The 25,113-nt window shown below is 69.4% G+C and carries 27 protein-coding genes, 2 tRNA genes and 3 pseudogenes; 16 read left to right on the top strand and 16 right to left on the bottom strand.

The genetic code is table 11. The features are described from left to right. Positions 1-141 precede the first annotated feature (141 nt). The gene (locus tag FGL94_RS10230) at positions 142-1,116 is read left to right on the top strand and encodes a C-terminal binding protein (protein ID WP_144924377.1); all 975 of its coding nucleotides are present in this window, start codon (positions 142-144) and stop codon (positions 1,114-1,116) included. Positions 1,117-1,140: 24 nt separating this feature from the next. Here the strand turns inward: FGL94_RS10230 and FGL94_RS10235 are convergent, their stop codons facing one another. Further along, entirely contained in the window at positions 1,141-1,932 is a 792-nt protein-coding gene (locus tag FGL94_RS10235; protein ID WP_144924380.1) for a DUF6663 family protein, read from the bottom strand. Positions 1,933-2,055: 123 nt separating this feature from the next. Between FGL94_RS10235 and FGL94_RS10240 the strand changes: the two genes are divergently transcribed. Beyond that, positions 2,056-2,679 (top strand): methyltransferase domain-containing protein, encoded by a 624-nt coding sequence (locus FGL94_RS10240; protein WP_144924384.1) that lies wholly within the window; start codon positions 2,056-2,058, stop codon positions 2,677-2,679. Positions 2,680-2,716: 37 nt separating this feature from the next. Here FGL94_RS10240 and FGL94_RS10245 read toward each other — a convergent pair whose 3' ends face one another. Next, complete coding sequence (locus FGL94_RS10245) at positions 2,717-3,274, bottom strand: type IV pilin N-terminal domain-containing protein (RefSeq protein WP_394348596.1); 558 nt, start codon at positions 3,272-3,274, stop codon at positions 2,717-2,719. Between the two features lie 49 nt (positions 3,275-3,323). Beyond that, positions 3,324-4,604 (bottom strand): DUF7094 domain-containing protein, encoded by a 1,281-nt coding sequence (locus FGL94_RS10250; RefSeq protein WP_144924387.1) that lies wholly within the window; start codon positions 4,602-4,604, stop codon positions 3,324-3,326. A 154-nt stretch (positions 4,605-4,758) separates the two neighbouring features. On the opposite strand from FGL94_RS10250, the gene FGL94_RS10255 reads away from it, so the two are divergent. The 10 genes and pseudogenes from FGL94_RS10255 (at position 4,759) to FGL94_RS10285 (ending at position 12,912) form a co-directional block, all read left to right on the top strand. Further along, complete coding sequence (locus tag FGL94_RS10255) at positions 4,759-6,015, top strand: helix-turn-helix transcriptional regulator (RefSeq protein WP_144924390.1); 1,257 nt, start codon at positions 4,759-4,761, stop codon at positions 6,013-6,015. Between the two features lie 128 nt (positions 6,016-6,143). Then, positions 6,144-6,932: an electron transfer flavoprotein subunit beta/FixA family protein gene (locus FGL94_RS10260; protein WP_144924393.1), complete on the top strand. Its 789-nt coding sequence runs from the start codon at positions 6,144-6,146 to the stop codon at positions 6,930-6,932. Continuing rightward, positions 6,932-7,879 carry an electron transfer flavoprotein subunit alpha/FixB family protein gene (locus FGL94_RS10265; RefSeq protein ID WP_144924396.1) on the top strand — a complete coding sequence of 316 codons (948 nt, stop codon included), beginning with the start codon at positions 6,932-6,934 and terminating at the stop codon, positions 7,877-7,879. The genes FGL94_RS10260 and FGL94_RS10265 overlap by 1 nt, the downstream gene beginning before the upstream one ends. A gap of 95 nt (positions 7,880-7,974) precedes the next feature. After that, positions 7,975-8,229: a hypothetical protein gene (locus FGL94_RS10270; protein WP_186313389.1), complete on the top strand. Its 255-nt coding sequence runs from the start codon at positions 7,975-7,977 to the stop codon at positions 8,227-8,229. Between the two features lie 104 nt (positions 8,230-8,333). Further along, positions 8,334-8,705 (top strand): annotated as a pseudogene (locus FGL94_RS18880) (AAA family ATPase); the annotation flags it as partial. A gap of 69 nt (positions 8,706-8,774) precedes the next feature. Then, a pseudogene (locus tag FGL94_RS10275) lies at positions 8,775-10,007 on the top strand (replication factor C small subunit); the annotation flags it as partial. 3 nt (positions 10,008-10,010) lie between these two features. Further along, positions 10,011-10,622, top strand: a pseudogene (locus tag FGL94_RS18580) (replication factor C small subunit); the annotation flags it as partial. Positions 10,623-10,708: 86 nt separating this feature from the next. Then, the gene (locus FGL94_RS10280) at positions 10,709-11,227 is read left to right on the top strand and encodes a metallophosphoesterase (RefSeq protein ID WP_144924401.1); all 519 of its coding nucleotides are present in this window, start codon (positions 10,709-10,711) and stop codon (positions 11,225-11,227) included. A gap of 379 nt (positions 11,228-11,606) precedes the next feature. Continuing rightward, positions 11,607-11,735 carry a DUF7859 family protein gene (locus FGL94_RS18805; RefSeq protein ID WP_277752620.1) on the top strand — a complete coding sequence of 43 codons (129 nt, stop codon included), beginning with the start codon at positions 11,607-11,609 and terminating at the stop codon, positions 11,733-11,735. Position 11,736: 1 nt separating this feature from the next. Next, entirely contained in the window at positions 11,737-12,912 is a 1,176-nt protein-coding gene (locus FGL94_RS10285; protein ID WP_144924404.1) for an inorganic phosphate transporter, read from the top strand. 262 nt (positions 12,913-13,174) lie between these two features. On the opposite strand, the gene ygfZ is transcribed toward FGL94_RS10285, so the two are convergent. From ygfZ to FGL94_RS10300, 3 genes are all read right to left on the bottom strand, one after another. Continuing rightward, positions 13,175-14,335, bottom strand: coding sequence for a CAF17-like 4Fe-4S cluster assembly/insertion protein YgfZ (gene ygfZ / locus FGL94_RS10290; RefSeq protein WP_144924407.1), 1,161 nt, complete (start codon positions 14,333-14,335; stop codon positions 13,175-13,177). Between the two features lie 96 nt (positions 14,336-14,431). Then, positions 14,432-14,731, bottom strand: a complete 300-nt coding sequence (locus tag FGL94_RS10295; RefSeq protein ID WP_144924412.1) for a DUF6432 family protein — start codon at positions 14,729-14,731, stop codon at positions 14,432-14,434. A 70-nt stretch (positions 14,732-14,801) separates the two neighbouring features. Beyond that, positions 14,802-15,323 (bottom strand): archaemetzincin family Zn-dependent metalloprotease, encoded by a 522-nt coding sequence (locus tag FGL94_RS10300; RefSeq protein ID WP_144924415.1) that lies wholly within the window; start codon positions 15,321-15,323, stop codon positions 14,802-14,804. A 39-nt stretch (positions 15,324-15,362) separates the two neighbouring features. Between FGL94_RS10300 and FGL94_RS10305 the strand changes: the two genes are divergently transcribed. Together FGL94_RS10305 and FGL94_RS10310 are read left to right on the top strand one after the other, a co-directional pair. Then, positions 15,363-15,863 (top strand): UPF0146 family protein, encoded by a 501-nt coding sequence (locus tag FGL94_RS10305; protein ID WP_144924418.1) that lies wholly within the window; start codon positions 15,363-15,365, stop codon positions 15,861-15,863. 74 nt (positions 15,864-15,937) lie between these two features. Further along, on the top strand, positions 15,938-16,801 hold the full coding sequence (locus FGL94_RS10310; RefSeq protein WP_144924421.1) for a TIGR01548 family HAD-type hydrolase: 864 nt from the start codon (positions 15,938-15,940) through the stop codon (positions 16,799-16,801). Positions 16,802-16,805: 4 nt separating this feature from the next. Here FGL94_RS10310 and FGL94_RS10315 read toward each other — a convergent pair. Both FGL94_RS10315 and FGL94_RS10320 read right to left on the bottom strand, forming a co-directional pair. Continuing rightward, positions 16,806-16,881 (bottom strand) — tRNA-Ile (locus FGL94_RS10315). A 139-nt stretch (positions 16,882-17,020) separates the two neighbouring features. After that, positions 17,021-17,130, bottom strand: a tRNA-Asn gene (locus tag FGL94_RS10320). 173 nt (positions 17,131-17,303) lie between these two features. On the opposite strand from FGL94_RS10320, the gene cca reads away from it, so the two are divergent. Next, positions 17,304-18,692: a CCA tRNA nucleotidyltransferase gene (gene cca / locus FGL94_RS10325; RefSeq protein ID WP_144924424.1), complete on the top strand. Its 1,389-nt coding sequence runs from the start codon at positions 17,304-17,306 to the stop codon at positions 18,690-18,692. Positions 18,693-18,729: 37 nt separating this feature from the next. Here cca and FGL94_RS10330 read toward each other — a convergent pair whose 3' ends face one another. From FGL94_RS10330 to FGL94_RS10350, 5 genes are all read right to left on the bottom strand, one after another. Then, positions 18,730-19,044, bottom strand: coding sequence for a hypothetical protein (locus FGL94_RS10330; RefSeq protein WP_144924427.1), 315 nt, complete (start codon positions 19,042-19,044; stop codon positions 18,730-18,732). A gap of 52 nt (positions 19,045-19,096) precedes the next feature. Continuing rightward, on the bottom strand, positions 19,097-19,453 hold the full coding sequence (locus FGL94_RS10335; RefSeq protein ID WP_144924430.1) for a fluoride efflux transporter FluC: 357 nt from the start codon (positions 19,451-19,453) through the stop codon (positions 19,097-19,099). Then, positions 19,450-19,797, bottom strand: coding sequence for a fluoride efflux transporter FluC (locus FGL94_RS10340; protein ID WP_144924433.1), 348 nt, complete (start codon positions 19,795-19,797; stop codon positions 19,450-19,452). The genes FGL94_RS10335 and FGL94_RS10340 overlap by 4 nt, the downstream gene beginning before the upstream one ends. A 19-nt stretch (positions 19,798-19,816) precedes the next feature. After that, positions 19,817-20,983, bottom strand: a complete 1,167-nt coding sequence (locus FGL94_RS10345) for an ATP-binding protein (protein ID WP_144924436.1) — start codon at positions 20,981-20,983, stop codon at positions 19,817-19,819. Between the two features lie 89 nt (positions 20,984-21,072). Next, positions 21,073-22,419 (bottom strand): FAD-dependent oxidoreductase, encoded by a 1,347-nt coding sequence (locus tag FGL94_RS10350; protein ID WP_144924439.1) that lies wholly within the window; start codon positions 22,417-22,419, stop codon positions 21,073-21,075. A 102-nt stretch (positions 22,420-22,521) separates the two neighbouring features. On the opposite strand from FGL94_RS10350, the gene FGL94_RS10355 reads away from it, so the two are divergent. Further along, positions 22,522-22,998 carry a DUF7382 domain-containing protein gene (locus FGL94_RS10355; protein WP_144924442.1) on the top strand — a complete coding sequence of 159 codons (477 nt, stop codon included), beginning with the start codon at positions 22,522-22,524 and terminating at the stop codon, positions 22,996-22,998. Here the strand turns inward: FGL94_RS10355 and FGL94_RS10360 are convergent, their stop codons facing one another. The 3 genes from FGL94_RS10360 to FGL94_RS10370 form a co-directional block, all read right to left on the bottom strand. Further along, positions 22,999-23,802 carry a protein-L-isoaspartate O-methyltransferase family protein gene (locus tag FGL94_RS10360; protein WP_144924444.1) on the bottom strand — a complete coding sequence of 268 codons (804 nt, stop codon included), beginning with the start codon at positions 23,800-23,802 and terminating at the stop codon, positions 22,999-23,001. It abuts the gene before it with no gap. A gap of 85 nt (positions 23,803-23,887) precedes the next feature. After that, complete coding sequence (locus tag FGL94_RS10365; RefSeq protein ID WP_144924446.1) at positions 23,888-24,520, bottom strand: protein-L-isoaspartate(D-aspartate) O-methyltransferase; 633 nt, start codon at positions 24,518-24,520, stop codon at positions 23,888-23,890. A gap of 80 nt (positions 24,521-24,600) precedes the next feature. After that, on the bottom strand, positions 24,601-25,029 hold the full coding sequence (locus FGL94_RS10370) for an Hsp20/alpha crystallin family protein (protein WP_144924448.1): 429 nt from the start codon (positions 25,027-25,029) through the stop codon (positions 24,601-24,603). Positions 25,030-25,113: the final 84 nt, after the last annotated feature.

Below are 25,113 nucleotides of genomic sequence, written 5' to 3' on the forward strand. Positions count from 1 at the left end.
GAGGCATCGAAAGTCGGACGCGAATCGAACGAGAGACGGAGCGAAGCCGGAGCGGGAACAGACGATCACGATCGAAAATCGGTGTCTCAGAAGCTGAAAACACAAGAAAGCCGTCAAGTGTGGCGGGATAAACGTTCACATATGGCCAGAGTCGTGCTGTCGGCGTACCCGATGATCGACCCGGAAACGTACCGCGAGGTCCTCGACGACGCGGCCGACGAGCCCGTCGAGATCGAGGTCGCCGAGTTGGGATCGACCGAGGACCTGATCGCGGCGGCCGACGGGGCCGACGCGGTGGTGACCGATATCGACACGCCGGTCACCGCCGAGGCGCTCGACGCGTTGGACCTCCGGGCGGTGGTCCGGTCGGCGGTCGGCGTGAACAACGTCGACGTCGAGGCCGCCGCCGAGCGCGGCGTCACCGTCACCCGGGTCCCGGATTACTGCACCGACGAGGTGGCGACACACTCCGTCTCGCTGCTTCTCGCCTGTCTCCGCTCGCTGAAGGTGTACGACGACGGGGTCGCCGGCGGCGGCTGGAGCTGGGAGGCCGGGCGGCCGATCCGCCGCGTGAGCGCGTCGACGATCGGGTTCGTCTCGTTCGGTCCGATCGCGCGGCGTGCGGCCGAACAGCTCGCCGGGTTCGACGCCGACCTCGTCGCCTACGACCCGTTCGTAGAGGCCGAGGAGATGGCGGAGTACGACGTCGAGAAGGCGGCGTTCGATGAGCTGTTCGACCGCTCCGACCACGTCGGCGTCTACGCCCCACTGACGGACGCGACCCGGGGAATGGTCGACGCCGACGCCCTCGGTCGCCTCGACGAGGACTCCGTGGTCGTCAACGTGAGTCGCGGACCGGTCGTCGACGCCGACGCGCTGCTCGACGCGCTGGAGACGGGAGCGATCAAGAGCGCGGGCCTCGACGTGCTCGCCGAGGAACCCCCCGAGAACGACCCGCTCGTCGGCCGCGACGACACGGTCGTCACGCCGCACGCGGCGTGGTACAGCGAGGAGGCCCGCGAGGGTCTGAATCGGAGCGGCGCCGCCGACGTGGCCGCCGTGCTCAACGGCGAGACGCCCGACGGCCGGGTCGATCCGGACGCCGACTGGCTCTGAGCGGACGAGACCGTGCGCGCCGGCTTACAGTCGGTCGAGCGCGTCGAATCCGTCCTCGTCGCCGGCATCGCCCGACCCGTCTCCGTCGCCGTCCGATCCCGCCTTGGCCGCATCGAGCGCGCCGTCGTCGAGACCCGCCGCCAGTCCGGGACCGAGGTCGTAGGTGTCGCGGACCGTCTGGGCCAGCACGCCGTCGCGGTCGAAGACGACGTAGACGGCGACGAACTCGTGCGCGGCCGGTCGGAGGACGAACACCTCCCGGGGGTCGTCGTCCTCGCGCGACTCGTTGACGCGCGCGACGAGGGGTTCGATCGGGAGCCGACCCGCCCGGAGGTCGGCGAAGGCGTCGCTTCCCGGCGCGTCCGCGAACAGGTACAGCGCGCCGTTCGGCTCGCCGTCGTTCGACCGGGTCGTGATCGAGCCGACCGCCTCGCCCGCGGAGCGGATCTGGTCCCACGCGTCGACGGCGGCCTCGAACATCCCCTCCACGTCGTCCGCGAAGCGGAAGCGGGTCTCGCGGACGGTCTCGACGTCGACGAGGCGGGCCGAGCCGTCGGTCCACGCCAGCGTCGCGTCGACGACGAACCCCGGCTCCAGCGACGCGATCCGGTCGGCGAGGTCTCCCTCGTACCCCTCGGCGGCGGCGTACATCGGGTCGAACCGGTCCTCTGCGTCCGGATCGGTCGGGTCGATCGGTCTCTCCGGGTGCTCGACGAGGACGAACTCCTCGGGGGGGTCGGACGGGCCGGTCCCGTCGATGTCGGGACGGGGGCGGCGGTCGTGGACGCGGAAGCGGCCGCTCGTCGTCGGTTCCATACCCGACGGTCGAGCGGCGGGCGGAAAAGCCGGTCGGAACAGGGGAGCCCACAGAGGGGACAGCGGACATCGACCGCTCAGGATCCGTGTCGTTATGGGGCGGGCGACCCAACCGAGCGGTAAATGGGGATCCTCGAGGACAAGTCGAACGCCCGCCTGTTCTACAAGTACCTCTCGAAGGTGTACGACCGGGTCAACCGGTTCACCTGGACCGAGGAGATGCGCACGGAGGCGCTCTCGTGGCTGGAGTTCCTCGACGATCCGAAAGTCCTCGACGTGGGCTGTGGCACCGGGTTCGGTACCGAGGGACTGCTCGAACACGCCGACGACGTTCACGGCCTCGACCAGAGCGTCCACCAGATGGAGAAGGCGTTCGAGAAGTTCGGGAAACACGACCGCGTGAACTTCTACCGCGGCGACGCCGAGCGGCTCCCGTTCCGCGACGACACGTTCGATATCGTCTGGTCCTCCGGATCGATCGAGTACTGGCCGAACCCGATCGAGGGGCTCCGAGAGCTTCGCCGCGTCGCGAAGCCGGGCGGTCAGGTACTCGTCGTCGGCCCCGACTACCCGCACAACCCCGTCCTCCAGCGGGTCGCCGACGCGATCATGCTGTTCTACGACGAGGAGGAGGCCGACCGGATGTTCGAGGCGGCCGGCTACGAGACGTACGAGCACCACATCCAGCGGGCGAGCCCACAAAGCCCGCGCGCGATCACGACGGTCGCGCGGGTCTCCGAGGAGTAGCGGGCAGCGCTCGAGCGGTTCTTTCTCATCCCGTCCCCTACCCCGACTCGACGACCGTCTCTAGCGTCGCGACGGGCAGGCCATCGACCGAGACGTCGACGGTGACCGTCCGACCGGGTTCGAGGGCCGGAGCGTTCGTGCCCGCGACCCGGAACGACGCTGACCCGCCGACGCGCAAGTCCTCGTCAGTCGCGGCGTTGAACGCGCCCGTCGGTCCGGGATGGAACCCCGCCGCCGAGAAGAACGGGACCGGCGGCTGACGGGCGAGCGGCTCGCCGTCGACGCGTACCCGGACCTCTAGCTCGGTCGCGTTGAGCGCGTCGCCACCGCGGTGTGTAACCGTGATCCGATCGTCGGTCGCCGACAGCGACAGCGAGGCCGTCGGCGCCGGCTCGGGCGGGGCGCCGATCGCCGCGGTCACGACGCCGCCCGCTAGCACGACCGTGATAGCGAGCAGCAGGACACCGGCGATCGGCGTGAACGCGCGGGCAGACCGATCCGCAGTCGATCGCGGCTCTGTCGGTCGGGTCTCAGTCGGCGATCCGCAGCCAGCGGCCGGATCCCGCGACGAATCGGCGTCAGTGTCGGTGGGCACGGAGGGGCTGCCGCGGGATCCGTAATAAGCGTCGGGGCCAGCGGCGACGCTACTCGCCGTCGATCGGACGCGGTGTCGCGATGGGGTCGAGGTTGTCGATGAAGAGAGCGCGGGGCTCGTCGACGACGGTGACCCGGTAGGACTCCGCCGGCGAGAGCGTCCGGACCGCACCGTCCGCGTCGGTGGTGCCGATCGTCCGGCTGTCGCCGTCGCCGACGCTTTTCGTGACGGTAACGTCGCGGACGGGCTCGCCCGTCTCGTCGTCGCGGACGGTTACCGTTACCGGGCCGCCGGCGTAGCTGCGGTCGACGGTGACGTTGAATCCGTCTCCGCTCTCGGAGACGGACTCGGTGTCGGGGAACGCGCCAAGCGCAATCCGCTGGTGCTCCACGAACACCTGTTCCGTGCCGCCGCTGACGAAGGTACGGAGGAGCCCGAACTCGTGGGGAACGGTTATCCGCTGGACCGAGCCGGCGCCGAACGCGTCGGGCTCGCGGAGCGACACCGTTTCAGGGTAGGCTTCGGAGGTGGCATTGATCGCCTCGGTGTTGCTGATCGAGCCGCCCCCGCGGTCCCAGCGGTCGAGCCGGAAGACCTCGCGGACGTACTCCCCGTCGACGATCGTCGCTAACACGATCGACCGCTCGCTCGACTCGACGTACACGCTGGTGGCGGGCGTCGCGCCGCGCGCAGCCGAGAGCGCGTAGTCCCGGACGGGACCCTCGTACACCTGTAGCGCGACCTGAAGCTCGTCGAGTCGGGTCGGGGAGCTGAACCCGTCCGTTTCCTCAGCGAGGGCGTCGATTTCGTCGAGCCGCTCGTCGTACTCGCGGGCGGTCGCAGCGATGCGGACGAGCTCGTCGAGGAGCGCTCGGTTGGAGAGGTTGCCGGTAGCGTGAGCGTTGAACGCCTCCGCCTGTCGACTGTTGAGCGTCACCTCGGCGCGCTCGACGCGGTTGATCGCAGAGAGGATCCGGCGCTGCCGTTCCGCGCTCGTCTCGGCGCCCTCGATCCGCTCGATGACCGCCGCGGTCTCCATGGCCGAGTCGGTCTCGTCGACAGCGAACCCGATCGACGAGCCGAGGTCTGCGCCGCGTCTCTCGGACCCGAAACGCGTGTCGACGTCGACCGGCGTGGACAGCGTCCGGAAGGTGAGGTTCCCCGTGTCGACCTGCGGGCGGTCACGATCCTCGTCGACGCCGTCGAGCGCCCCGATAGCGCTCTCGGCGGCCGGGTGGGGGGGCGCCCCCGCGGCCGCCGCCGGCGACACCGCGCCGGCGATCGGCGCGAGCAGAAGCAGCACCGCGAGGGAGATCGGGAGGGCTCTCATATTACCCCGGTTCGCGTCAGGATATAAAAAATCCACCTCAACGAGCCGGCGCGATCCGTCGGGGTCCGCGATCGACTCGGTTGTTACGGCTCCATCAGCGGCCGAAACGAGCGATGGAAAGCGTTTTGCCCGACGCCTGAGTGCGGTGATCTGTATGCGGAACGCCCCGTCTCGCGCTCTCCTCGTCGGGCTAGTGACCGTCGCACTCGTCGTGAGCGGCGCCGTGCCCGTGGCGGGAGACGCGCCCTCGCCCTCGTCTTCGTCCTCCCTCGAGGCCGGCCCGTCCGCCGTTGACCCCTCCGCCGTCGAACAGATCAACGAACCGTTCGACCCGGACACGGCGACACGGATCCTGATCGAACCGACACCGGACCGCGACGCCCGGTGGACCGTGTCGGTCAGGTACGCGCTCGCCGACGAGGCCGACCGCGCGGCGTTCGACGCGACCGGCGACAGGTTCCTCGACGGCGAGGTCGGGCCCGAGGCGACGCTGTTCGAGGGGTTCGCCCGCGAGGCCAACCGGAACGTCGACCGAACGATGCGGATCGAAGACGTGGACCGCGAGGTGATCGTCCACGACAACCCCTCGTCGTTCGACGTGGCCACCGGCGAGACGACGGCAGTCGGCGAGTTCCGGCTGACGTTCGTCTGGACCGCGTTCCTCGAAGAGGACGGCGAGAATCTGCGGTTGGGCGACGCGCTGACCACGCCGAACGGCGGGACATGGCTGTTCTCGCTGGAGGAGGGACAGACGCTCGAAGTGGAGACGCCGGAGGGGTACACCGTCACCGGAACCCCGGGCGCCACGGTCCCGCTGCGCGATAACGCCGTGATCGTCGAGGGACCGCGCACCTTCGGCGAGGACGAGCGGTTCGCGGTCGTGTACACGCCCGCCGGCACAGCCGCACCCCCCTGGGCGATGCTCGCCGCCGCGATCGTCGTCGCCGCGGTGCTCATCGCCGGGAGTATCGCCGGCTATCGGCGAATGGACGGAGATTCCCCCACCGAGGCGGGCGAGAGCGCCGGCGAGGGAGCAGTCGATAGCGACGGAGGGGAACCGGTCGGGCACGGAGGACGCGACGCCGCGTCCGGCGCCTCCGGCGATCCGGACTCGGAGAGCGACGGAACGGAAGGCGACGCCGCGGCGGCCGGGGAAGAGAAAAACGAGGACCTCTCGCTGCTGTCCGACGAGGAGCGCGTAGAGCGCCTCCTGGAGAACAACGGCGGGCGGATGCGACAGGCCGACATCGTCGCGGAGACCGGGTGGTCAGACGCGAAGGTGTCACAGCTGCTCTCCGCGATGGCCGAGTCGGGGCGCGTGGAGAAGCTCCGGCTGGGGCGCGAGAACCTGATCTCGATCCCGGACGACGAGGGCGATGGCGACGACGGCGACGACGGCTCCGAGACCTGAGACCGGCGGCGGGATATCGGGAGGCGAAGCGGGAGGCCGACGCCGAGAGGTCGGGACGGAGCGGAAACCGCGAGTCCGCGGTGAGGTGTTCCGAAAGCTCTTACAGGTCGAACGACGGAGTATCGATCATGAAAGTTCTGGTGACAGTCAAGGAGGTCGCGGAGCCGGACGACGAATTCGCGATCGAGGGCACCGACATCGCGGCGTCCGACCTCGAGTACGACCTCAACGAGTGGGACGACTACGCGGTCGAGGCGGCGGTGCAGCTGGCCGAGGCGGGGATCGCGGACGAGGTCGTCGCCGTCACCATCGGGCCGGAGCGCGCCGAGGAGACGATTCGGATGGCGCTCGCGAAGGGCGCCGACCGCGCCGTGCGGGTGTGGGACGACGCCCTCGAAGCGGGCTTCGCCGACGTGGCCGCGAAGGTCACGACGTTCGAGGCGGTCGTCGAGGCGGAGGAGCCCGACCTCGTACTCGGCGGCGTACAGGCCGCGGACACCGGGTTCGGCGCGACGGGCGTCGCGCTCGCCGAGCGGATCGGCTTCGAGCACGCCGCCGTCGTCAACGACCTCGAGGTCGATGCCGACGCGGGCGTCGCACACGCCCACCGCGAGCTGGAGGGCGGTATCGAAGAGCTGACCGACGTGGATCTCCCCGCCGTACTGACGGTCCAGACCGGGCTCAACGAGCCGCGGTACGCGAGCCTCCGAGGCATCCGGCAGGCGCAGCGGAAGGAGATCGACGCGAAGGACCTGGCCGACCTCGGGCTGTCGGCGGCCGACGTCGAGAGCGCGCTGGCGATCACCTCGATGTACGAGCCGGAGAGCGAGTCCGACGCCGAGATCATCGAGGGCGACGCGGGGGAGAGCGCGTCGCGCCTGGCCGAAGTCCTCCGCGAGAAGGGGGTGGGCGCGTGATGTCCGACGTGCTCGTCGTCTCGGAACACCGACGCGGAGGGCTTCGAGACGTTTCCTACGAGGCGATCACGGCCGGACGCGAACTCGCCGACGCGCAGGGAGGCGACCTCCACGTTGCGGCGATCAGCGGCGACATCGATCAGTTCGCAGACGATCTGAACCGCGAGGGCGTCGACGCGGTCCACGCGGTCTCGAACGGCGAGGAGTTCGATCACAACGTCTACCAGTCGGCGGTCGGGGCGCTGCTCGAGCAGACCGACGCCGGGACCGTCGTGATCCCGAACTCGGTCAACGGGCTGGACTACGCGCCCGCGGTCGCCGAGGCGCACGGCCTCCCGCTGGTGACGGACGCGATCGGCTTCGCGTACGACGACGGGCTGACCGTCACCCGCGAGATGTACGGCTCGAAGGTGGAGACGACCGTCGACGTCGACGGCGACCGCCACGTGCTCACGGTCCGCGGCGGCGAGTGGGCGCCCGCGGAGGGCGTCGGCGACGCGCCGGTCGAGTCCCTCGAGGTCGACCATCCGGAGTCGGGCGCGCGCGTCACGGGCTTCGAGGAGGTCGGCGGCGGCGACGTCGACATCGCGGACGCCGACGTGCTCGTCTCCGTCGGCCGCGGTATCGAGGATGAAGAGAACCTGGAGCTCGTCGAGGAGCTCGCCGACGCGCTCGGCGCGACGCTCTCCGCGTCGCGGCCGATCGTCGACAACGGCTGGCTCCCGAAGAACCGGCAGGTCGGACAGAGCGGAAAGGTCGTCACGCCGGACGTGTACATCGCGGTCGGCATCTCCGGCGCGGTCCAGCACGTCGCCGGGATGAAGGGGTCGGACACGATCGTCGCGATCAACACCGACCCGAACGCGCCCATCTTCGACATCGCCGACTACGGGATCGTCGGCGACCTGTTCGACGTGGTGCCCGAACTCATCGACGAGTTCGCGTAGGGGAGAAGTAGGGGGAGCGAGAGGAGAGACCAGAGCCGAAGAAGCGAGACGCCGCGGGAGAAACACCTTTTAAGATCGTCACGGATGTGACGATTATGCCACATATTCGGGGGACGGTCCACGGCGTCGCCTCGATGGTGACCCTCGTGGTCGGGTCGATGTTGACGAACACGATCCGCGAGGAGTACGAGCTGTTCGCGCAGGTCGCCGCGACCACGACGCATCTGCTGATCGACGTCGCGGAGCTGCCGGTCTCACGGGAGGTCGCCGAGGTCGTCGTGCCCGTCGGCGTGCTGATGGGCATCTGGGTGTTCGCCTACGAGCTCCAGCGGCTCTCGCGGAGCGACTGACGCCCGAGAGCCGGGGCGCGAACCTGCTCGCTTCTGCTCGCCTCCGCTCGCCGACGCGGCCGGGTCTCGGGGCGTTTATCACCCCGCCGATCCTCCGATCCGTCATGAGCGAGGCCGACGAGCAGACGGCTGCGACCGCGACCGGCCGGGAGATCTGGATCGAGAAGTACCGGCCGCAGTCGCTCGATGACATCCACGGACAGGAGGAGATCGTCGAGCGGCTCCAGAGCTACATCGAGCAGGACGACATCCCCCACCTGCTCTTCAGCGGCCCGGCGGGCGTCGGGAAGACCACCGCGGCCACCGCCATCGCTCGACAGGTGTACGGCGAGGACAACTGGCGGGGGAACTTCCTCGAACTGAACGCCTCCGACCAGCGCGGCATCGACGTGGTGCGCGACCGGATCAAGGGGTTCGCGCGCTCGTCGTTCGGCGGCGACTTCCGGATCGTGTTCCTTGATGAGGCGGACTCGTTGTGCGTTCCACCGGGAACCGAGGTTGTGACGGGATATCCGTCGAAGCCCGAGATAAAACCGATCGAGGAGGTGAGCGCGGAGGGCGAACCGATCCCGTCCGTCGATTTCGAGACCAACGAGATACAGTCCGACAAAGGGAAACTCGTCGACTCCGGTACCGCGGATTTCCTCGAAGTGGAGCTGGAGGACGGTCGAACCACGACCGCGAGTCCAACTCACCCGTTCTTCGTGGTCGGCGAAGACGGGAGACTCGTAGAGAAGGAACTCAGAGAACTATCGGCGGGAGACGAAATTGCGGACTTCAAGGACGAGATCGGAGTGTCTCAGTGCGAGATCTGTGAGTCGTGGACGGCGGGACGGTTCTGTTCCATCGAGTGCAAAAATGAGGGCCACAGCCAAGAGACGCGCGGGGAGGGGAATCCGATGCACGGGACCGAATGGTCCGACGAGCGGCGCGAAAAGATCGTCGAAAAACTCTCTGACGGTCGCTTTGCCGGAAGTAACAACCCGAACTACGGCGGGGATTTCCACGGGATCCACGTCATGGAGATGGACGAAGAGACGGTCGAACAATTCCGCGAGACGATCAGCGAGATGCGGTCGGGAACGTCGTGGGAGGAGTGGGTCGTCGACGCCGATCCCGAGGAAGTGAAAGACGATATCGGAACGGCGTCGGCCGAGTGGTGGGCGAGCCTAGACGAGGACGAGAGACAAGCGGTAATCGAAAAGAGCGTCGAGAACTGTGACTACCCCGTTTGCGACATCAGCGGCGACAATAATCCGATGCGTGATCCGGAAGTCGCACAGAAAGTGTCCGAAGCGCTAAAAGGTCACGAACCGACCGGTGGCAACATCAGACACAGCGACGAACTCGGACACCTCGTTCGATCCGACTGGGAGTACGACGTCGCAAAGGCGCTGCAGGAGGCAGGCATCGAGTACGAGTACGAACCGGCGTTCGAGCTGTCTGATTCCGTGTATCATCCCGATTTCCTACTCGGAGACACGGTGATCGAGGTCAAAGGCGTAGCCGAGCTGTGGGGACAGACCGAGAAAGTCGAGGAGTTCCTCGAAACGTATGGAGACGAGTACACCTACGTCGTGGTCGGAGACGGCGCCATGCCTCACCACGAGCACTACGAGAAAGAGGAGTTCGAACCGGCGGTCGTCACGGACGGCGGACTGCAGAGCGTTCAGACGGTCGCTATCGACAGTATCGAGTACAGCCATCGCGGCAAGGCGTACAACATCAGCATGGAGGGGACTCCCAACTTCATGCTCGCGAACGGGGTGTTGACGCATAACACTGATGACGCTCAGTCAGCACTCCGCCGTACGATGGAGCAGTTCTCCGACAACACCCGCTTCATCCTCTCGTGTAACTACTCGTCGAAGATCATCGACCCGATCCAGTCGCGCTGCGCCGTCTTCCGTTTCTCGCCGCTCTCGGACGAGGCCGTCGCCGCGCAGACCCGCGAGATCGCGGCCGCGGAGGGGATCGAGGTGACCGACGCGGGGGTCGACGCCCTCGTGTACGCCGCCGACGGCGACATGCGCCGCGCGATCAACTCCCTGCAGGCGGCCGCGACGACCGGCGACGTGGTCGACGAGGAGGCGGTGTACGCGATCACGGCGACCGCGCGGCCCGAGGAGATCGAGTCGATGGTGACGAACGCGCTGGAGGGCGACTTCTCGCGGGCGCGGGCGACGCTCGATCAGCTCCTCACGGAGACGGGGATGGCCGGCGGCGACGTGATCGACCAGCTCCACCGTTCCGTCTGGGAGTTCGACCTGAGCGAGCGCGAGGCGGTCGCGCTGATGGAGCGGATCGGGGAGGCCGACTACCGGATCGCCGAGGGCGCTAACGAGCAGGTGCAGTTGGAGTCGCTGCTCGCGTCGCTGTCCTTGGAGGAGTAATCGTCCGCCCCCCGGGTTTCGGTCGGATCGAGGGAGCGGCCGTCCCGTGGCGCGCTTTTTAAGCCGTGTGCGTACCGACGGCGAGTATGCTCGTCGTCGTCTCAGACACCCACTCGCGCGAGGAGACGAAGCTGCAGGGCCGGACGGCGGAGGCGGTCCGCGAGGCCGACCTCGTCGTCCACGCCGGCGACTTCTACCGCGAGCCGGTACTCGACGCGTTCGAGTCGACCGCCCGGACCCTCCGGGCCGTCTACGGCAACAACGCCGACGCGGCGATCCGCGACCGGCTGCCCGAAGTGCTGACCGCGGAGTACGCGGGCGTTCGGTTCACCGTCACGCACCGACACCGCAGCGGCGACACCGGGCTCGTGATGCTCGGCCGAGAGCGCGACGCCGACGCCGTGATCTGCGGACACAGCCACCGCCCCCGGTTCGACGACAGCGGCGCGCTCCCGATACTGAACCCCGGAAGTCACGCGCAGCCGCGCGGAAACCGGCCAGCACACGCGGAGCTCGAGCCGGTCGGCGAGGACGAGGGTGCGCTGAACGGACGGCTCGTCACGCCGGCCGGCGAAGTCTTCGAGGAGTTCCGGATCGCGCCGTAGTCGGCGTGCCGGCTGGACCGCTGCGGTCGATCGCCGGAGAAGTGACGCCCGCCGAAGGGGGGAAGTACCGGCGGGCGAACGCGACGCCCCGCCTGTCGGTCACACCGGGAGAGGGAGGGGAGGAGAGGGAAGTTGTGAGGGAGAGACCCGATCTGTCGGGTGTCGTCTACCGTCACGGCTCGCCGGTCGATGACCGATCGTGGGGGTGAGGGCCGAAGCGGGGGTCGCATCGACACCTTGCGCCGGTAATAGCTTATAGCTAGCTTATGGACAAAAGCGCGTTTTAGTCATCGGTCGGCGATTGTCGGAGGCGAGGACCGGAACCGGCCCACGACCGGGCTGCCGAAACGCATAACACCGTGCCGACGGATTCGAGTGTATGCTCCCGGTCGAACCGTTGTTCGTCGTGATCCTCGTCGCCCTGCTCGGGTTCTTCTTCTTCGCGTTCCTGCTGGTCCGGCGCACCCTGACGGGGCTCCGCGAAGGGTACGACGACGGACAGCGGTAACATGGTCGTCGTAACCGTCGCCACACTCGGCGTCGCCGCCGCCGCCAGTCTCTTCATGGCGTGGTCGATCGGCGCCGGCTCCTCCGGATCGACCCCGTTCGCCCCGGCGGTCGGCGCCAACGCCATCTCGGTGATGCGAGCGGGGCTCGTCGTCGGGGTGTTGGGCCTGATGGGCGCGATCCTGCAGGGCGCGAACGTGACGGAGGCGGTGGGGACGGAGCTGATCGGCGGCGTCACCCTCACCGCCGGCGCGGCCATCGTCGCGCTGCTCACCGCGGCCGCGCTCGTCGCGATCGGCGTGTTCGCCGGCTACCCCATCGCAACCGCGTTCACCGTCACCGGCGCGGTCGTCGGCGTCGGTCTCGCGATGGGCGGGGACCCGGCGTGGCCGAAGTACTCCGAGATCCTCACGCTGTGGGTGCTCACCCCGTTCGTCGGCGGCGGCGTCGCCTACGCCGTCGCGCGGCTCCTCATCGGTGAGACGCTCCCGGAACGACCACTCACCGCCGTGCTCGCCGGCCTCGTCGGCGCGATCGTCGCGAACGTCGGGTTCGCGCTGCTCGGACCGGCGGGCGAGCAGGCCTCGCTGTCGGAGGCTGCCGGCCCCGAACTCGGGATCGGCGCGATCGGCACGCCCCTGGTCACGGTCGCGGTCGCCACGGTCGTCGCGGTCGGGGTGTACGCCGACATCGGTCGCGACCGCGAGGGCGCTCAGCGGCGGTTCCTCCTCGCGATGGGCGGGCTCGTCGCGTTCTCGGCCGGTGGCTCGCAGGTGGGGCTCGCGATCGGTCCGCTCGTGCCGATCTTCAGCGACGTCGGGGTCCCGCTGTGGGCGCTGCTCGTCGGCGGCGGCGCGGGGCTGCTCGTCGGGTCGTGGACCGGTGCGCCGCGGATGATCAAGGCGATCTCGCAGGACTACGCCTCGATGGGGCCGCGCCGGTCGATCTCGGCGCTCATCCCGTCGTTCGCGATCGCGCAGATCGCGGTCGCGTTCGGGATCCCCGTCTCCTTCAACGAGATCATCGTCTCCGCCATCGTCGGCGCCGGCTACGCCGCGGGCGACGCCGGCGTGAGCCGGTCGAAGATGGGATACACGGTGTTCGCGTGGATCGCGTCGCTCGTCGGGTCGCTGGCGCTCGGGTTCGGCGTGTACACCGCCGTGCAGTTCGTGCTCTAGGTAGTGTGACGAACGGGTAGACCGGTGAATTTCGGTGTTCGTTTATAAATGGTTGATGCTGGTAGATCGGCGACGAGGACCTCCAAAGCCCCAGCCGTGAGGACGAAGCACGGCTGGGGCTTTGAGTCCCACCCCTCACAGCACCGCCGGAAGACGTTCCTGCTCGCTTCGCTGCGCGGGCTGCGACTTCCGTGCTCCCGCTCGCTCCCGTCGGTCGCTCGGCGGCACGCGCCGACCGCAACAGCGACCGCAGCGAAACGGACTACTCGTCGCTCGGGTACGTCGGCAGCCGTGCGGACTGCGCGCTGCCCTTGACCGACGGGAACGGGAGGTCAGCACGCGTCGCCGCGACCTCCTCCCCGTCGACGCGCACGGTGGGGTCGGCGAGGTCGGCGTCGAACCGGACGAACGCCAACGCGATCGGGTCGCCGGCGGCGGGACCGACCGCCGCGCGGGTCACCTCGCCGACCGCCTCGTCGCCCGCGAAGACGGCCGCACCGGGAGACGGGAGGACCTCGTCGTACCCCTCCGGATCTGCGTCGCCGTCGATCTCGGCGGTCGCGTCTGCGAGGCCGTCGAGGTCGAGTCCGACGAGTCGGCGGCTCGGTCGCCCCTGGTTCTCGACGCGGGAGACGACCTCCTGGCCGACGTAACACCCCTTGTCGAAGTCCAGGGCGTTTCGGAGCCCGAGGACGTTCGGCACCGTTCCCTCCAGTTCGTACTCGAAGAGCGGGGTGCCGGCCTCCGCGGAGAGCGCGTCCCACGTCCGGTAGCCGAACGGGGCCGCGTTGAGTCCGCGGTTGAGCAGGGTGTCGAGCACCGCCTCCGAGTCCTCGGCCGCGCAGACGACCTCGTACCCCTCCTCACCGAGGGGCGCGTCGGTCGCGATCACGGTGACGCCGGCGTCGACCATCGATCCGCGGACGAACGAGAGCGGCTCCTCGGGCGCACCCGGTCCGCCCAGCACCGAGGCGATCTTCTCCGTCGACTTGGGACCGTGGACCCCGAAGACGCCGAGCTCGTCGGAGATGTCGTCGATCGCCACGTCCTGGATGAACACCTTTCCCGCCCAGTCCTCGGCGACCGCCTCGGCGCGCTCCGGCGGGAGGAAGACGAGCAGTCGCTCGTCGGCGTTGTACACGTACATGTCCGTCTCGATGCCGCCTTGGGGGTCGAGCAGGAGCGCGTACACGCCCTGACCGTCCTCGTCCGGGACCCGGTTGGAGACGGCGTTGTCGACGAACTCGACGCGGTCCTCGCCCGTGACGGCGAGCACCCCGTACCCCATCTCGATCGCGCCGACGACGTTGCGGACCGCCTTGCCGACGCGCTCGGGTTTCCTGTAGTGGTCGACCACCTGACGGCCGCCGCGGTCGCGGTACACCGCACCGTGGGCGCCGTGGGTGTCGGAGACGAGAGTCATATCTGTAGGGAGTCGGGGGAGCGGCAAAAGGCCGCTGGCTTCGGCGGACGCGAACGGTCGAGTCCTCTCCTCTCGCACGCGCACCGTGTCGGATCGCTACAGTCCGAGCCGGTCCCGGACGGCGTCGACGAGGGTTCCCGAGCCGTCCTCCATCTGGTCTTCGGGATCGGGGACGACGCGGTCGTGCGGGTACACGCGCACCCGCTCCTCGCTCTCGACGGTGATGAGCGAGTCCTCCTTCAGCGCCGACAGCGCCTCCTCGACGGCGTCGATGTCGGCGTCGACGGCCGCGCGCAACTCCAGCACCGTCATCCCCTCGTCGCCGCGGTCGACGAGCGCGTCCAACAGCGCGACCTCGACGTCCGGCCGGTCGCGGTACTCCGGCTTTGCGGCCATGCGCAGTAGTTGGACAGGATGCGGTTTACGTCTACCGGCGAGAAACGGGTCGCGCCGACCGACGGCACCCCTACCGAACGAGCCGCGAACAGGAGCCACAGAGGTTCTCCTCTTTCACGTCGACCTCGCGGACGGTCGGCGAGAAGGACATGACGCACTTGCTGTTGTCGCAGTGCTCTAATCCGAGCGTGTGACCGATCTCGTGGACGACCTCCTTGCGGACGCGGTCGGCGAACACGTCGACAGCGGGTTTGGTGGAGACGCCTCCGTCCGAGGAGGTGCGGAGCCGGTGCGTCGAGATGACGGAGCCGTTGCCGTTGAGGTACGCGAGCCCGAACACGTAGTTTCGACGGCGGTAGTAGAGATCGCGCGGAGTGATCCCGATGTTCTTCTCGCCGCTGCCGACGCGGCCGACGGTCTCGATGAGGTCCTCGGCCCGGTACTGTTCGCGGCTCTCGTCGTAGGCCGCCCCGGGGATCGGCTGGTCGTCGTGGACGGTCACGTCGCAGTCGTATACCGAACGGAGCGCGGCGGAGGCCTCGCGTTTCACGCGGGGGGTGACCTCCCCGACTGGGACGATGTCCACGAGCATGGAACCGCTTATGACCGCCGCAATCATAAAGCCCGCGCCGTGGTCTCACCCATCCGTCTCGCGCTGGTCGACGAACTCGCGGAACACGACCGCCTCGTCGAACTCGGCGTCGGCGACCGACCGGCGGTGGCACGAGCGCTCGCGGAGCGGGGGTGCCGCGTCGTCGCCGTCGACATCGATCCCGGAGATCGGACGCTGGCGGCCGCACGCGAGGTCGAAAACGAGGGAGTCGAGGGCTCGCTCCGCGTCCGGCGGGGGGACGTGCTCGCCCTCGCGAAGGGGACGGGCGACAGCGGGACCAGACCGCTCGCCGACGCTGACGAACGGGACGCGATCGACGCGGTGTACGCGTGTAACCTCCCGGCCGAACTCCAGCGGCCGACCGTCGCGCTCGCCGACCGCCTCGACGCCGTCTGCGTGTTCACTACCCTCGGGTTCGAGGAGCCGGTCGTCCCGGTCCGGCGGCGCTCCGTCGAAGGGGCCTCGTTGTACGTCGCTCGGGACGATGAGCGCGGGGAGCGGTCGCCCGGCCCCGAGTGAAGCGTGAGAGTCGGAACGGCGACCGAACCGACGGAAACCCGAACGTTCTTTCCCGTTCCTGTCGGCGTACGGGTATGCAGGTCGACGCAGTCGTCCTCGACATCGACGGGGTGTTGGTCGACGTGGCGGACTCCTACCGGCGGGCGATCATCGAGTCCGTCGAACGGGTGTGTGACAAGACGATCGATCGCGACGCGGTCCAGTCGTTCAAGGACGCCGGCGGGTTCAACAACGACTGGGAGCTGACGAACGCGGCCGCCCTCTACGTGCTGGCCCGCCGCGAGGGGCTCGGGATGGACGTGGAGACGTTCACGGACCGGGTCGCCGAGGGCGGCGGCGGGCTCGACGCCGCGAAGGAGGTCGTCGGCGCCCTCCCGCGCGTCGCGCAGGCGCGAGTCCGCGACCAGTGGGACACCGACCGCCTCCGCGAGACGTTTCAGGCGCTGTACCTCGGCGCGGAGCTGTACCGCGAGCTGGAGGGCGGCGAGCCGCCGCTGTCGGCTCCGGGATACATCCACGACGAGCCGACCTTAGTCGAGCCGGAGACGATCGCCGACCTCACCGAGCGGTTCGACGTTGGCGTGTTGACGGGGCGGCCCGCCGCCGAGGCGGAGATCGCTCTGGAGCGCGTCGGCCTCGACGTGCCCGAAGACCGCCGGTTCACGATGGACGACTGGGAGGAGGGGAAGCCGCACCCGCGGGCGCTCGTCGACCTCGCGGAGCGGTTCGACGCCGACCGCGTCGCCTTCGCCGGCGACACCCTCGACGACGTGCGAACCGCGCGCAACGCAGACGACGAGGACGCGAGCCGCGTTTACTACGGAATCGGCGTCCTCACCGGCGGCCTGACCGGCGACGAGGGCCGCCGGAAGTACACCGAGATCGGGGCGGACGCGGTCGTCGAGGACGTGAACGAACTGGTCGAACTGTTGGAGTAGAAGATGGGCCTTGCCGGATTTGAACCGGCGATCACTCCGTTATGAGCGGAGGGCTTTGAGCCAGACTAAGCTAAAGGCCCGTAATTCGGGGTAAACGGGACGAACCCTTTAGCGTACCGAATCGGCGCGATCGTCGGACAGAACCGTGACACTGCGGTGGGACGATCGACGACAGCACAGAAGCGACGCCTAACGCTACGAAGTGTAGAAACGGAGAGGCGCCGAAGCCAGGACTCGAACCTGGGACCGCCTCGTGACTGTGACGTTCGGGGGAGAAATCCGCCGAGCGTCGTAACAGCGAGGCGCTCTACCAACTGAGCTACTTCGGCTCATCTTCCGATACTCGACTCGTTTTGATAGGGCTTTCGTTTCCGCCCGACTCGGGTGCTATCGGTTACCGCGTCACGACATCGCCGGAGCGCCGTTACTCGATCGTCTCCCGGAGCACGCCGTTCGCCCCGTGACCGACACGTTTTCGGCCGGACCGCGAGAAGCCGACTCCATGGACGATCTCGAGGAGGTGCTGTCGCGCGTTCGCGACCGGGTGATACCCGAATCCGCTGAACGCGAGCACCTGCGGGCGGCCGCCGCGACCCTCGCCGACCGGACGCGCGAGGCGATCGCCGACCTCCCTGTCGACGCAGACGTGGTCCAAGTGGGGTCGACCGCCCGCGGAACGTGGGTCTCCGGCGACCGCGACATCGATCTGTTCGTGCGGTTCGACGCCGACCTCGACCGCGAACAGTTGGAGGAATACGGGCTCGCCATCGGCCACGCCGTCCTCCCGGGCGGCCACGAGGAGTACGCCGAACACCCGTACGTGAAAGGCTCGTACGAGGGGTTCGACGTGGACCTGGTGCCCTGTCACGACGTGGAGACCGCCGGCGACCTGGTCTCCGCCGTCGACCGGACCCCGTTCCACGACGCGTACCTCTCCGAGCGGCTGGACGACGACCTCGCCGACGACGTGGTGCTCGCGAAGGCGTTTCTGAAGGGGATCGGCGCGTACGGCAGCGACCTCCGCACCGAGGGGTTCTCGGGGTACCTGACCGAGCTGCTCGTCTTGGAGCTCGGCGGGTTCGTCCCCCTGGTGGAGTCCGCGCGGAGCTGGCACCCGCCCGTGGAGTTCGATCCCGAGGGGCACGCCGAGCGGACCTTCGATGACTCTCTCGTCGTGGTCGATCCGACTGACCCGACGCGGAACGTCGCGGCCGTCCTCTCGGCCGCGAACCTCGCGCGGTTCCAACACTACGCCCGCGAGCTGCTCGCGGCGCCGAGCGAGGGGCTGTTCGAGCCGACGGAGCCGACTTCCCTCGACTCCGCCGGCGTCCGCGACCACCTCGACCGACGGGAAACGACCCCGGTGGCCGTCGTGTTCGACGCGCCCGACGTGGTCGACGACCAGCTGTGGCCGCAGCTCCGGCGGTCGCTCGACGGGATCGTTCGGGGGCTGAACGACCGCGGGTTCGACGTACTTCGCGCGCGCGCCATGACGGACGGGAACGGTCCGGAAGCAGCTAGCGACGGCGCCAAGCGCGCCGCGCTGTACGCCGAACTGGAGGTCGCAAAGCGGCCGGCCGTGGTGCGCCACGAGGGGCCGCCGGTCGCGGTGCGGAAACACGCCGCGAGCTTCTACGAGTCGTACGCCAACGACGTGGACCCGGAGACCTACGGCCCGTTCATCGACGACGATCGGTACGTCGTCGAGCGAGAGCGGGAGTTCACGACGGTCCGCGAGTACCTCGAGAGCGACGCGGCGGGCGACGTGGCGCTCGGCGCGCAGGTGGAGCGAGAGTTCGCCGAGCGCGACGTGTTGGTCGGCGATGCGGTGGCGACGCTCGCGCCCGCGTTCGGAGTGCCACTCAAGGAGTTCTACGAGCCGCATCCGTGAGTCGGGGGGACGGGAGAGCCGAGGTCAAGGGACCGAGCTACCGCGAGAGCCGGTCCGAGACGAGGTACACGAGCGCGACGATCCCGAGCAGGACGGCGCCGATCGCCGACAGGAACGCCGCGGTCCGCGGGAAGACCAGCCAGAAGGCGACGTAAAACGAGAACGCGAACGCGAGCAGGCCGACGATCACGATCCCGCGAGTCGGGTTCTGGACGGCCGCGACGAACGCGCGCTGCGGAAGCGAGAGGGCGCCGAAGTCGACCGGCGCGTCGGAGTCGTCGGAGTCGTCGGGGTCGTCGGGAGCGGTAGGACCCTCGGATGCAACGTCGCCGCGCGAGGCGTCGTCGGTCACGCGAGGCGGTACGATCCGGACCCGCCTGTACCTGTCGTTCTCCGAGCCGCGATCAGGCGAGCGCGCCGCCGAGCGCCGCACCGACGAGGAACGCGGGCAGCGCGGCCGCCAAATTCGCGGCTGCGAACTCGGTGGCGATTCTCTCCTCACCATCCGTCGCGGTCGAGACCGTCTCGACGGCGAACGAGGAGAACGTCGTGAATGCGCCGCAGAATCCGACGGCGCCGAAGAGGGTCGCCCCCGAACCGATCGGTGCGGCGAGGAGCGCGCCCAGCGCGAGGCTTCCGAGCGCGTTGACGACCACGACCGAACGGCGACCCTCGACCTTGAGGCCGACCGCATGGCGACCCACGGCACCGGCAGAGCCGCCGAGACCCACGAGGACGGCCGCGATCAGGGGATCGGTCACAGCCGCCCCCCGACGGACAGCCCGGCCGCGGCGGCCGCGAACCCGGCGGCGTAGCTCGCGGCGACGTACGCGGCACCAGCCGCCGTTCCGAGTGTCACAGCGTCGCCGACGAAGGTGCTGTAGGTGGTGAACGAGGAGAGCGCGCCGGTGCCGACGAACAGTCGCGTCCGGTGGCTCGCGGCGCGCGTGAGCAACACGCCGAGCGCGAAGGAGCCGAGAACGTTTACGAGGAGCGTGCCGACGCCGGTCGCGTCGCCGACGGCGACGTCGACCCCGTGTCTGGCGACGGCGCCCGCGAACCCGCCGAGCGCGATGAGGAGGAACCCCAACGGCGTCCGTTCCATACCGAGGCGTCGCCGGCGCTCATCTTGGGTCTTCGGTCTCCGCAGCGGCTCCGGTGGCTGCTTCCGTCCCGCTCGCACGTGGGCTCCCGCCGCCGTGCGGGGTTCGGCGCTCACGGACTCGGACGGTGTGGGCCGTCTCCGTCGCGTCGTCGACGACGAGCGCCTCGCCGGTCCCGGTCGGGAGTCGCGAGGCGAGGTCGCCGGCGAGGTAGGTCGCCTCCGCCTCGGCGAGCCGGTCGAGATCGCGTTCGGCGGTGAGTCGATGGGCGACGATCAGGTCCGACTGGGAGACGGCGACGCTCGGCAGCGCGCCGGGGCGCTGCGTCGCACAGACCAGCGAGACGCCGGGCGCGCGGCCGCGCGTCAGCAGCGTCCGGAGCGCGGGCTCGGCGACGCCGCCGAAGAAGGCGTGCGCCTCGTCGACCAGCAGCCACGGGAGCCGGTCGAGGTCGCCGTCGATCCGGGCGTCGTAGAGCCCGCGGGCGACCGCCCTGACGACCGCGGCCGCGGCCGCCTCAGGAGCGCCGGCGAGATCGAGAACGGTTGGGGCCCCATCGCCGACGAGCCGGATGACCGACGGCGCGTCCGCGTCGAACACGCCCCACGACTCGGCGAGACGCAGGTGGTTCGCGACCGCGCGACGGTCCGCAGCGGGCGCGTCCGCGGCGTCGACGCGGTCGCGGAGCGCCGCGAGAGAGAGCGATTCGTCAGCGCTTCCCGACTCCTCTCCGGCGGCGTCAAGGGCGTCGGCGACGACGCGCCACAGCAGGCTCCCCGGGCCGCTCGCCGGATCGAGATCGAGCAGGTCCGGCCACGCCTCCGGCGGGATCGCCGCCGGGCGGACCCGCGGTTCGACCACCCGTCCGCCGCCCGCCCGGAGTCCGCCGAAGACGCCCATCGGGTCGACCACGACCGGCGCGACGCCGCGTGCCTCTGCGAGTCCCTCCGCGAGGACACCGAGCGTGTACGACTTCCCGGTCCCGCGCTTGCCGAAGACGACGCCGGCGTGCGGGCCGTCGGCGTCCACGCCGACCGGAGCGCCGGCGCTGCCGTCGCGCGCGAGGAACGCTCCGACCCGGACGGTCGGGGGGCGTTCGCCGTCGGTCTCGTCGTTCGCGCGGGGGGAGGCGTCCCCGCCGGAAGTAGCCTCGTCGTCAGAATCGGAGTCGCGTCCGAGCACGTGCATAGCCGCGGTGGCCGCGGTATCACACAAAAGGGGCGGGGCGGGCGCGGAGGCGCTCGTCCCGCTGCCCCTTGCCGGAACGCGACGGAGAGTCACGACGGCCAGAGGACGCGGGCGGCGATCCGCGGACGGAACAGGCTGGTCGGCTCGCGTTCGAGTCGAAGGACCCGGTAGAACGCCTCGGCGACGGTGGCGTCGGTGTGTGCCGTCTCGGTCACTCGATCCACGTAGCGGTTGAACAGTCCGGCTCCGGTCGGCTTCGTTCCCGTCGTCTCCTCGAACTCGAAGTCGGCGCCCACCGCCGTCTGCCACACGACGTCGAGGTGATCGACCGCCCGATGAAAGAACCGTGATCCGATGTCCTCCGTCCCGTTCGCGATGGTGTGGTGAAGCTGTAACGCGTCGAGCGCGGCGGCGGACATTCCCTGGCCGTAGATCGGGTTGAAACTCGCGATCGCGTCGCCGGTCACGACCAACCCGTCGGGAAACCGGTCGAGCTCGTCGTACCGGCGCCACTGACTCGCCGCGAACGGATACCGCTCGATCTCGTCGCTCGTCCACGCTCGCTCCCGGAGCAGACCCGCGAGGCGATCGAACGGCAGCGAGTCGGCGAACGCGAGAAACCCCGGCCGGTCGGTCGGCGGATGGTCACCGTGCATGCCGAACAGGGTTACCAGCCAGCGATCACCCTCTATCGGGATCGCCGTCCCGCCGCGCGTGTCCGGCGCGGACGGGGCACACAGATACGCCGACGTATCCTCGCTCGGCCGGTCGATAGTCACCGTTCCGTACGCGAGATCGACCTCGACGCGTTCCGTTCGCGGCTTTCGGTACCCGTGCTCCGAGAGCCACCTCGGCGTCTTGGACGCGCGCCCCGTCGCGTCGACGACGAGGTCGGCTTCGAGCGTCTCCTCGCCTCCGTCCGCCCGCCTGATGGAGAGCCCCTCGACCGCGTCCGCGTCGGCGCTCGTCTCGTACCCCGTGGCGTGACACTCGTCGCGGACCGTGATCCCGGTCGTCGCGGCGACCTGCTGCCGGGCGATCCGCTCGAACAGCGGCCGGCTCGCACAGGGCATCAGCATCTCGGGCTCCGCGGGCGCCAGCACGCCGCCGTTGTCGTAGTAATCCAACTCGCGACAGGCGTCGATAACGAGCCCGCCCGCGGCCTTCAGCGCTGACTGGTAGCCGTCGAACAAATCTTCGAGAATCACACGGGCCGGCTCAAGCATCACGTGGACGTGATTCGCCTGCGGGACGCCTCGGCGTACGACGGAACCGTCCGGTATCGGATCTCGTTCGACGAGCGTGACCCGATCGTACCCGTCGGCGAGCACACGCGCGGCCAACAACCCGGCCATGCTCCCCCCGACAACGACGGCGTGTGAACCGACAGTACCGACCGCTGTTTCGGCGTACTCAGCGGTTGACTCGAGTACCATCTCCGGTCACGTCGTGTGTGTGAGACAAGGCGTTTTGTACGTTAGGGTCGGTCCGGCTCCGGAGTCCGACCCTTTATCAGTGATACCGCGGCCACCGGCTATATGCCGCACTCGAAACGGGACGGACGCACCGCGAACGACCGATCGTTTCGCTCGGACCGCCGGGCGATCGAGGGGCTTCCGGTCAGGCTGGTCATCGCGCTCGTCGTCGGCGTCGCGAGCCTCAGCGTGATGATGGGGATGATCGGCGACATCGACGGACTGGCCGCGACGGAGGTCGACGCGCAGCCGCAGCCGGAGGTGACCACGCCGGGCGAGCAGTCGCTCGACGTCGCCGTCGTCGATCCGGACGGCTCTCGCGTCGCGGATGCGACGGTGATCGTCCGGAGCGGATCGGCGCAAATAGACGGTGTCGCAACCGGAACGACCGATGCCGACGGAACTGCGACCGTCGATGTCGACCCGGAGCTCGGGCCGAACCAGCCGGACGGGACGCTCACCGTCGAGGTGAAACCGCCGGCGGAAGGTGACTACGTCGACGAGCGCGGAAACACCGAAGTGCTGGTGGTTGCGGAGTGATCAGAGCCGGTCGTCCCAATCGATCCAGTTCTGCTCCCAGCCGTGGCGCGCGAAGTGTCCTTGCTCGGCGCGCTCGGCGTCCTCGCGGCGCGTGCGGTTCCGCTCGACGCCGCGCTGCTCGCCGTCGGCGAGCATCGGCTGGAGCCGCGCCGGGCCGGCCGTCTCGACCGTCCGGAATCCCGTCGGGGCGGTATCGTCGTCCGTTGCGTCGTCGGACGCGTTCCCCGACGGGTCGGGCTCGATCGCGGCGATCGTCTGGACCGCCGTCCCGCGAGGGTAGACGATACGGCCGTCGTCAGCGAGCTGCTCGCGGAGCGCGCGGGGCGGCTCGACGACCCCGGCTTCGAGGAGGACCCGATCGTACGGGGCGTACTCGGGGAGCCCGTTCGCCCCGTCGCGCCGGTCGACGAGGACGGCGTCGTATCCGGCCGTCGAGAGGTTCGATCGGGCGATCGCGACCGCCTCGCGGTCGATGTCGACCGCGTGGACGTGCCGCGCCCCCGCGATCTCGGCGAGCAGCGCGACCGAGTAGCCGACGCCCGCGCCCACCACGAGCACCTCGTCGCCCTCGCCGGCGTCGAGTGCGGAGATCAGCCGCACGACGGTCGCGGGCGCGAGCGACCGGTCCCCGTTCCCGCCGCTCCCGCCCCTCCACCCGGTCTCGTCCACGGCCGTCGAGGCATCGTCAACGAACGGGTCCCGGGAGACGCGCTGGAGCGCCGCCAGTACGGGCTCGTCCAGCGTCTCGCCGATCTGGTGTTCGAGCCCCTCGATCATGTCGGCCCGAAGCGACGCCTCGTCCATAACCGGACTCGGTGCTCGGTCCTCTAAAAGCGCTCGCTCGTCGTCGCACTGTTCATCATCGCGTCGGTCACCACCGCACCGCCCCTCATTGCATCGGAACGAACCGGACGCCGCCGTGGTCCTCCCGGTCGACGCTCTCCTCTCCGACCGTCAGGCGGACGAGCCGCTGTGTGCCGGCGCGACCGACCGGTCCGACAACTCGACCGCCCGACCGCACGCGGTCGACGATCTGATCGGGGATCCCGTCAGCCGGCGCGCAGGTCAGGTACGCGGCGTCGAAGCGCGCCTCGTCGGGGAACGCCGTTCGCCCGTCACCGGCCCGAACGGTCACGTCGTATCCGAGCCGCTGGAGCCGCTCGCGGGCCGCCTCGGCCAGCTCCGGGACGTACTCGACGCTGTAAACGTTTCCCGGACCGACGATCTCGGCGACGACGGCGGCGTGGTAGCCGCACCCAGTGCCGACCTCGAACACCCTGTCGCCGGGTCCGACGTCGAGTAGATCGGTCATGACCGCCACCATGTGCGGCGCGCTGATCGTCTGATCGTGGCCGATCGGGAGCGGTCGGTCGGCGTACGCGCGCGACCCGTGGCGCTCCGGGACGAACTCGTGTCGCGGCACCGACTCGATCGCCGCGAGCGTCCGCTCGTCGACGTCGAGCCGGCGACGGAGGCCGGCGACGAGCTCGCGGCGTGCCGCCTCGTGATCAGCGTCGTCCATGGGTCGACTTAGCACGCGTCGCGTGGAGAAGCTGTCGGCGTGGAGGAACACGATCCGGGGGTGAAAGACCGAAATCGGGACTATGCCACGTCGATCCGGTGGCCGCGGTCCGCCTCGTCGACGACCTTCGGGAGCGTGACCGTGAGCACGCCGTGACGGTACGTCGCGCTCGCGCCGTCGTCGACGACGCGTCCCGGGAGATCGACGGAGCGAGTGATCGACTCGTGGCGCCGCTCGCGTCGGAGGTACCGTCGGTCGGCGGCCTCTCGCTCCCCGTCCTCGCGTTCCGCCTCGCGCTCGGCGGTGATGGTGAGCCGCCCCTCCGTCGCCCGTACGTCGATGTCCTCGCGGCCGTATCCGGGGAGGTCGGCCATGACGACGAACTCGTCGTCGTACTCGGCCACGTCGATGTCGGTGGTCCGCAGGTCACGCCCCCACGCGCGGTCGCCGCCGAAGGAGGTGCGGCCGAGGAACTGCTCGATCTCGTCGAAGGGGTTGGTTCTGTTCATGATGATCACCCGTAGGGACGCTCTCTGTGGTATTAAAGACGACAGGATAGCTGATAGCTCGGGTCAGTCGGCTGGGGAGGTGCG

Source organism: Halorubrum salsamenti (assembly GCF_007671685.1).
GTDB classification, from domain to species: Archaea; Halobacteriota; Halobacteria; order Halobacteriales; family Haloferacaceae; genus Halorubrum; species Halorubrum salsamenti.

What these genes read in the sequence shown, in the direction of transcription:
- FGL94_RS10230 (WP_144924377.1), top strand. Translation starts at nt 142, where the DNA reads ATGGCCAGAGTCGTGCTGTCGGCGTACCCGATGATCGACCCGGAAACG.
- FGL94_RS10235 (WP_144924380.1), bottom strand. Translation starts at nt 1,932, where the DNA reads ATGGAACCGACGACGAGCGGCCGCTTCCGCGTCCACGACCGCCGCCCC.
- FGL94_RS10240 (WP_144924384.1), top strand. Translation starts at nt 2,056, where the DNA reads ATGGGGATCCTCGAGGACAAGTCGAACGCCCGCCTGTTCTACAAGTAC.
- FGL94_RS10250 (WP_144924387.1), bottom strand. Translation starts at nt 4,604, where the DNA reads ATGAGAGCCCTCCCGATCTCCCTCGCGGTGCTGCTTCTGCTCGCGCCG.
- FGL94_RS10255 (WP_144924390.1), top strand. Translation starts at nt 4,759, where the DNA reads ATGCGGAACGCCCCGTCTCGCGCTCTCCTCGTCGGGCTAGTGACCGTC.
- FGL94_RS10260 (WP_144924393.1), top strand. Translation starts at nt 6,144, where the DNA reads ATGAAAGTTCTGGTGACAGTCAAGGAGGTCGCGGAGCCGGACGACGAA.
- FGL94_RS10265 (WP_144924396.1), top strand. Translation starts at nt 6,932, where the DNA reads ATGTCCGACGTGCTCGTCGTCTCGGAACACCGACGCGGAGGGCTTCGA.
- FGL94_RS10270 (WP_186313389.1), top strand. Translation starts at nt 7,975, where the DNA reads ATGCCACATATTCGGGGGACGGTCCACGGCGTCGCCTCGATGGTGACC.
- FGL94_RS10280 (WP_144924401.1), top strand. Translation starts at nt 10,709, where the DNA reads ATGCTCGTCGTCGTCTCAGACACCCACTCGCGCGAGGAGACGAAGCTG.
- FGL94_RS18805 (WP_277752620.1), top strand. Translation starts at nt 11,607, where the DNA reads ATGCTCCCGGTCGAACCGTTGTTCGTCGTGATCCTCGTCGCCCTGCTC.
- FGL94_RS10285 (WP_144924404.1), top strand. Translation starts at nt 11,737, where the DNA reads ATGGTCGTCGTAACCGTCGCCACACTCGGCGTCGCCGCCGCCGCCAGT.
- ygfZ (WP_144924407.1), bottom strand. Translation starts at nt 14,335, where the DNA reads ATGACTCTCGTCTCCGACACCCACGGCGCCCACGGTGCGGTGTACCGC.
- FGL94_RS10295 (WP_144924412.1), bottom strand. Translation starts at nt 14,731, where the DNA reads ATGGCCGCAAAGCCGGAGTACCGCGACCGGCCGGACGTCGAGGTCGCG.
- FGL94_RS10300 (WP_144924415.1), bottom strand. Translation starts at nt 15,323, where the DNA reads ATGCTCGTGGACATCGTCCCAGTCGGGGAGGTCACCCCCCGCGTGAAA.
- FGL94_RS10310 (WP_144924421.1), top strand. Translation starts at nt 15,938, where the DNA reads ATGCAGGTCGACGCAGTCGTCCTCGACATCGACGGGGTGTTGGTCGAC.
- cca (WP_144924424.1), top strand. Translation starts at nt 17,304, where the DNA reads ATGGACGATCTCGAGGAGGTGCTGTCGCGCGTTCGCGACCGGGTGATA.
- FGL94_RS10340 (WP_144924433.1), bottom strand. Translation starts at nt 19,797, where the DNA reads ATGGAACGGACGCCGTTGGGGTTCCTCCTCATCGCGCTCGGCGGGTTC.
- FGL94_RS10345 (WP_144924436.1), bottom strand. Translation starts at nt 20,983, where the DNA reads ATGCACGTGCTCGGACGCGACTCCGATTCTGACGACGAGGCTACTTCC.
- FGL94_RS10350 (WP_144924439.1), bottom strand. Translation starts at nt 22,419, where the DNA reads ATGGTACTCGAGTCAACCGCTGAGTACGCCGAAACAGCGGTCGGTACT.
- FGL94_RS10355 (WP_144924442.1), top strand. Translation starts at nt 22,522, where the DNA reads ATGCCGCACTCGAAACGGGACGGACGCACCGCGAACGACCGATCGTTT.
- FGL94_RS10360 (WP_144924444.1), bottom strand. Translation starts at nt 23,802, where the DNA reads ATGGACGAGGCGTCGCTTCGGGCCGACATGATCGAGGGGCTCGAACAC.
- FGL94_RS10365 (WP_144924446.1), bottom strand. Translation starts at nt 24,520, where the DNA reads ATGGACGACGCTGATCACGAGGCGGCACGCCGCGAGCTCGTCGCCGGC.
- FGL94_RS10370 (WP_144924448.1), bottom strand. Translation starts at nt 25,029, where the DNA reads ATGAACAGAACCAACCCCTTCGACGAGATCGAGCAGTTCCTCGGCCGC.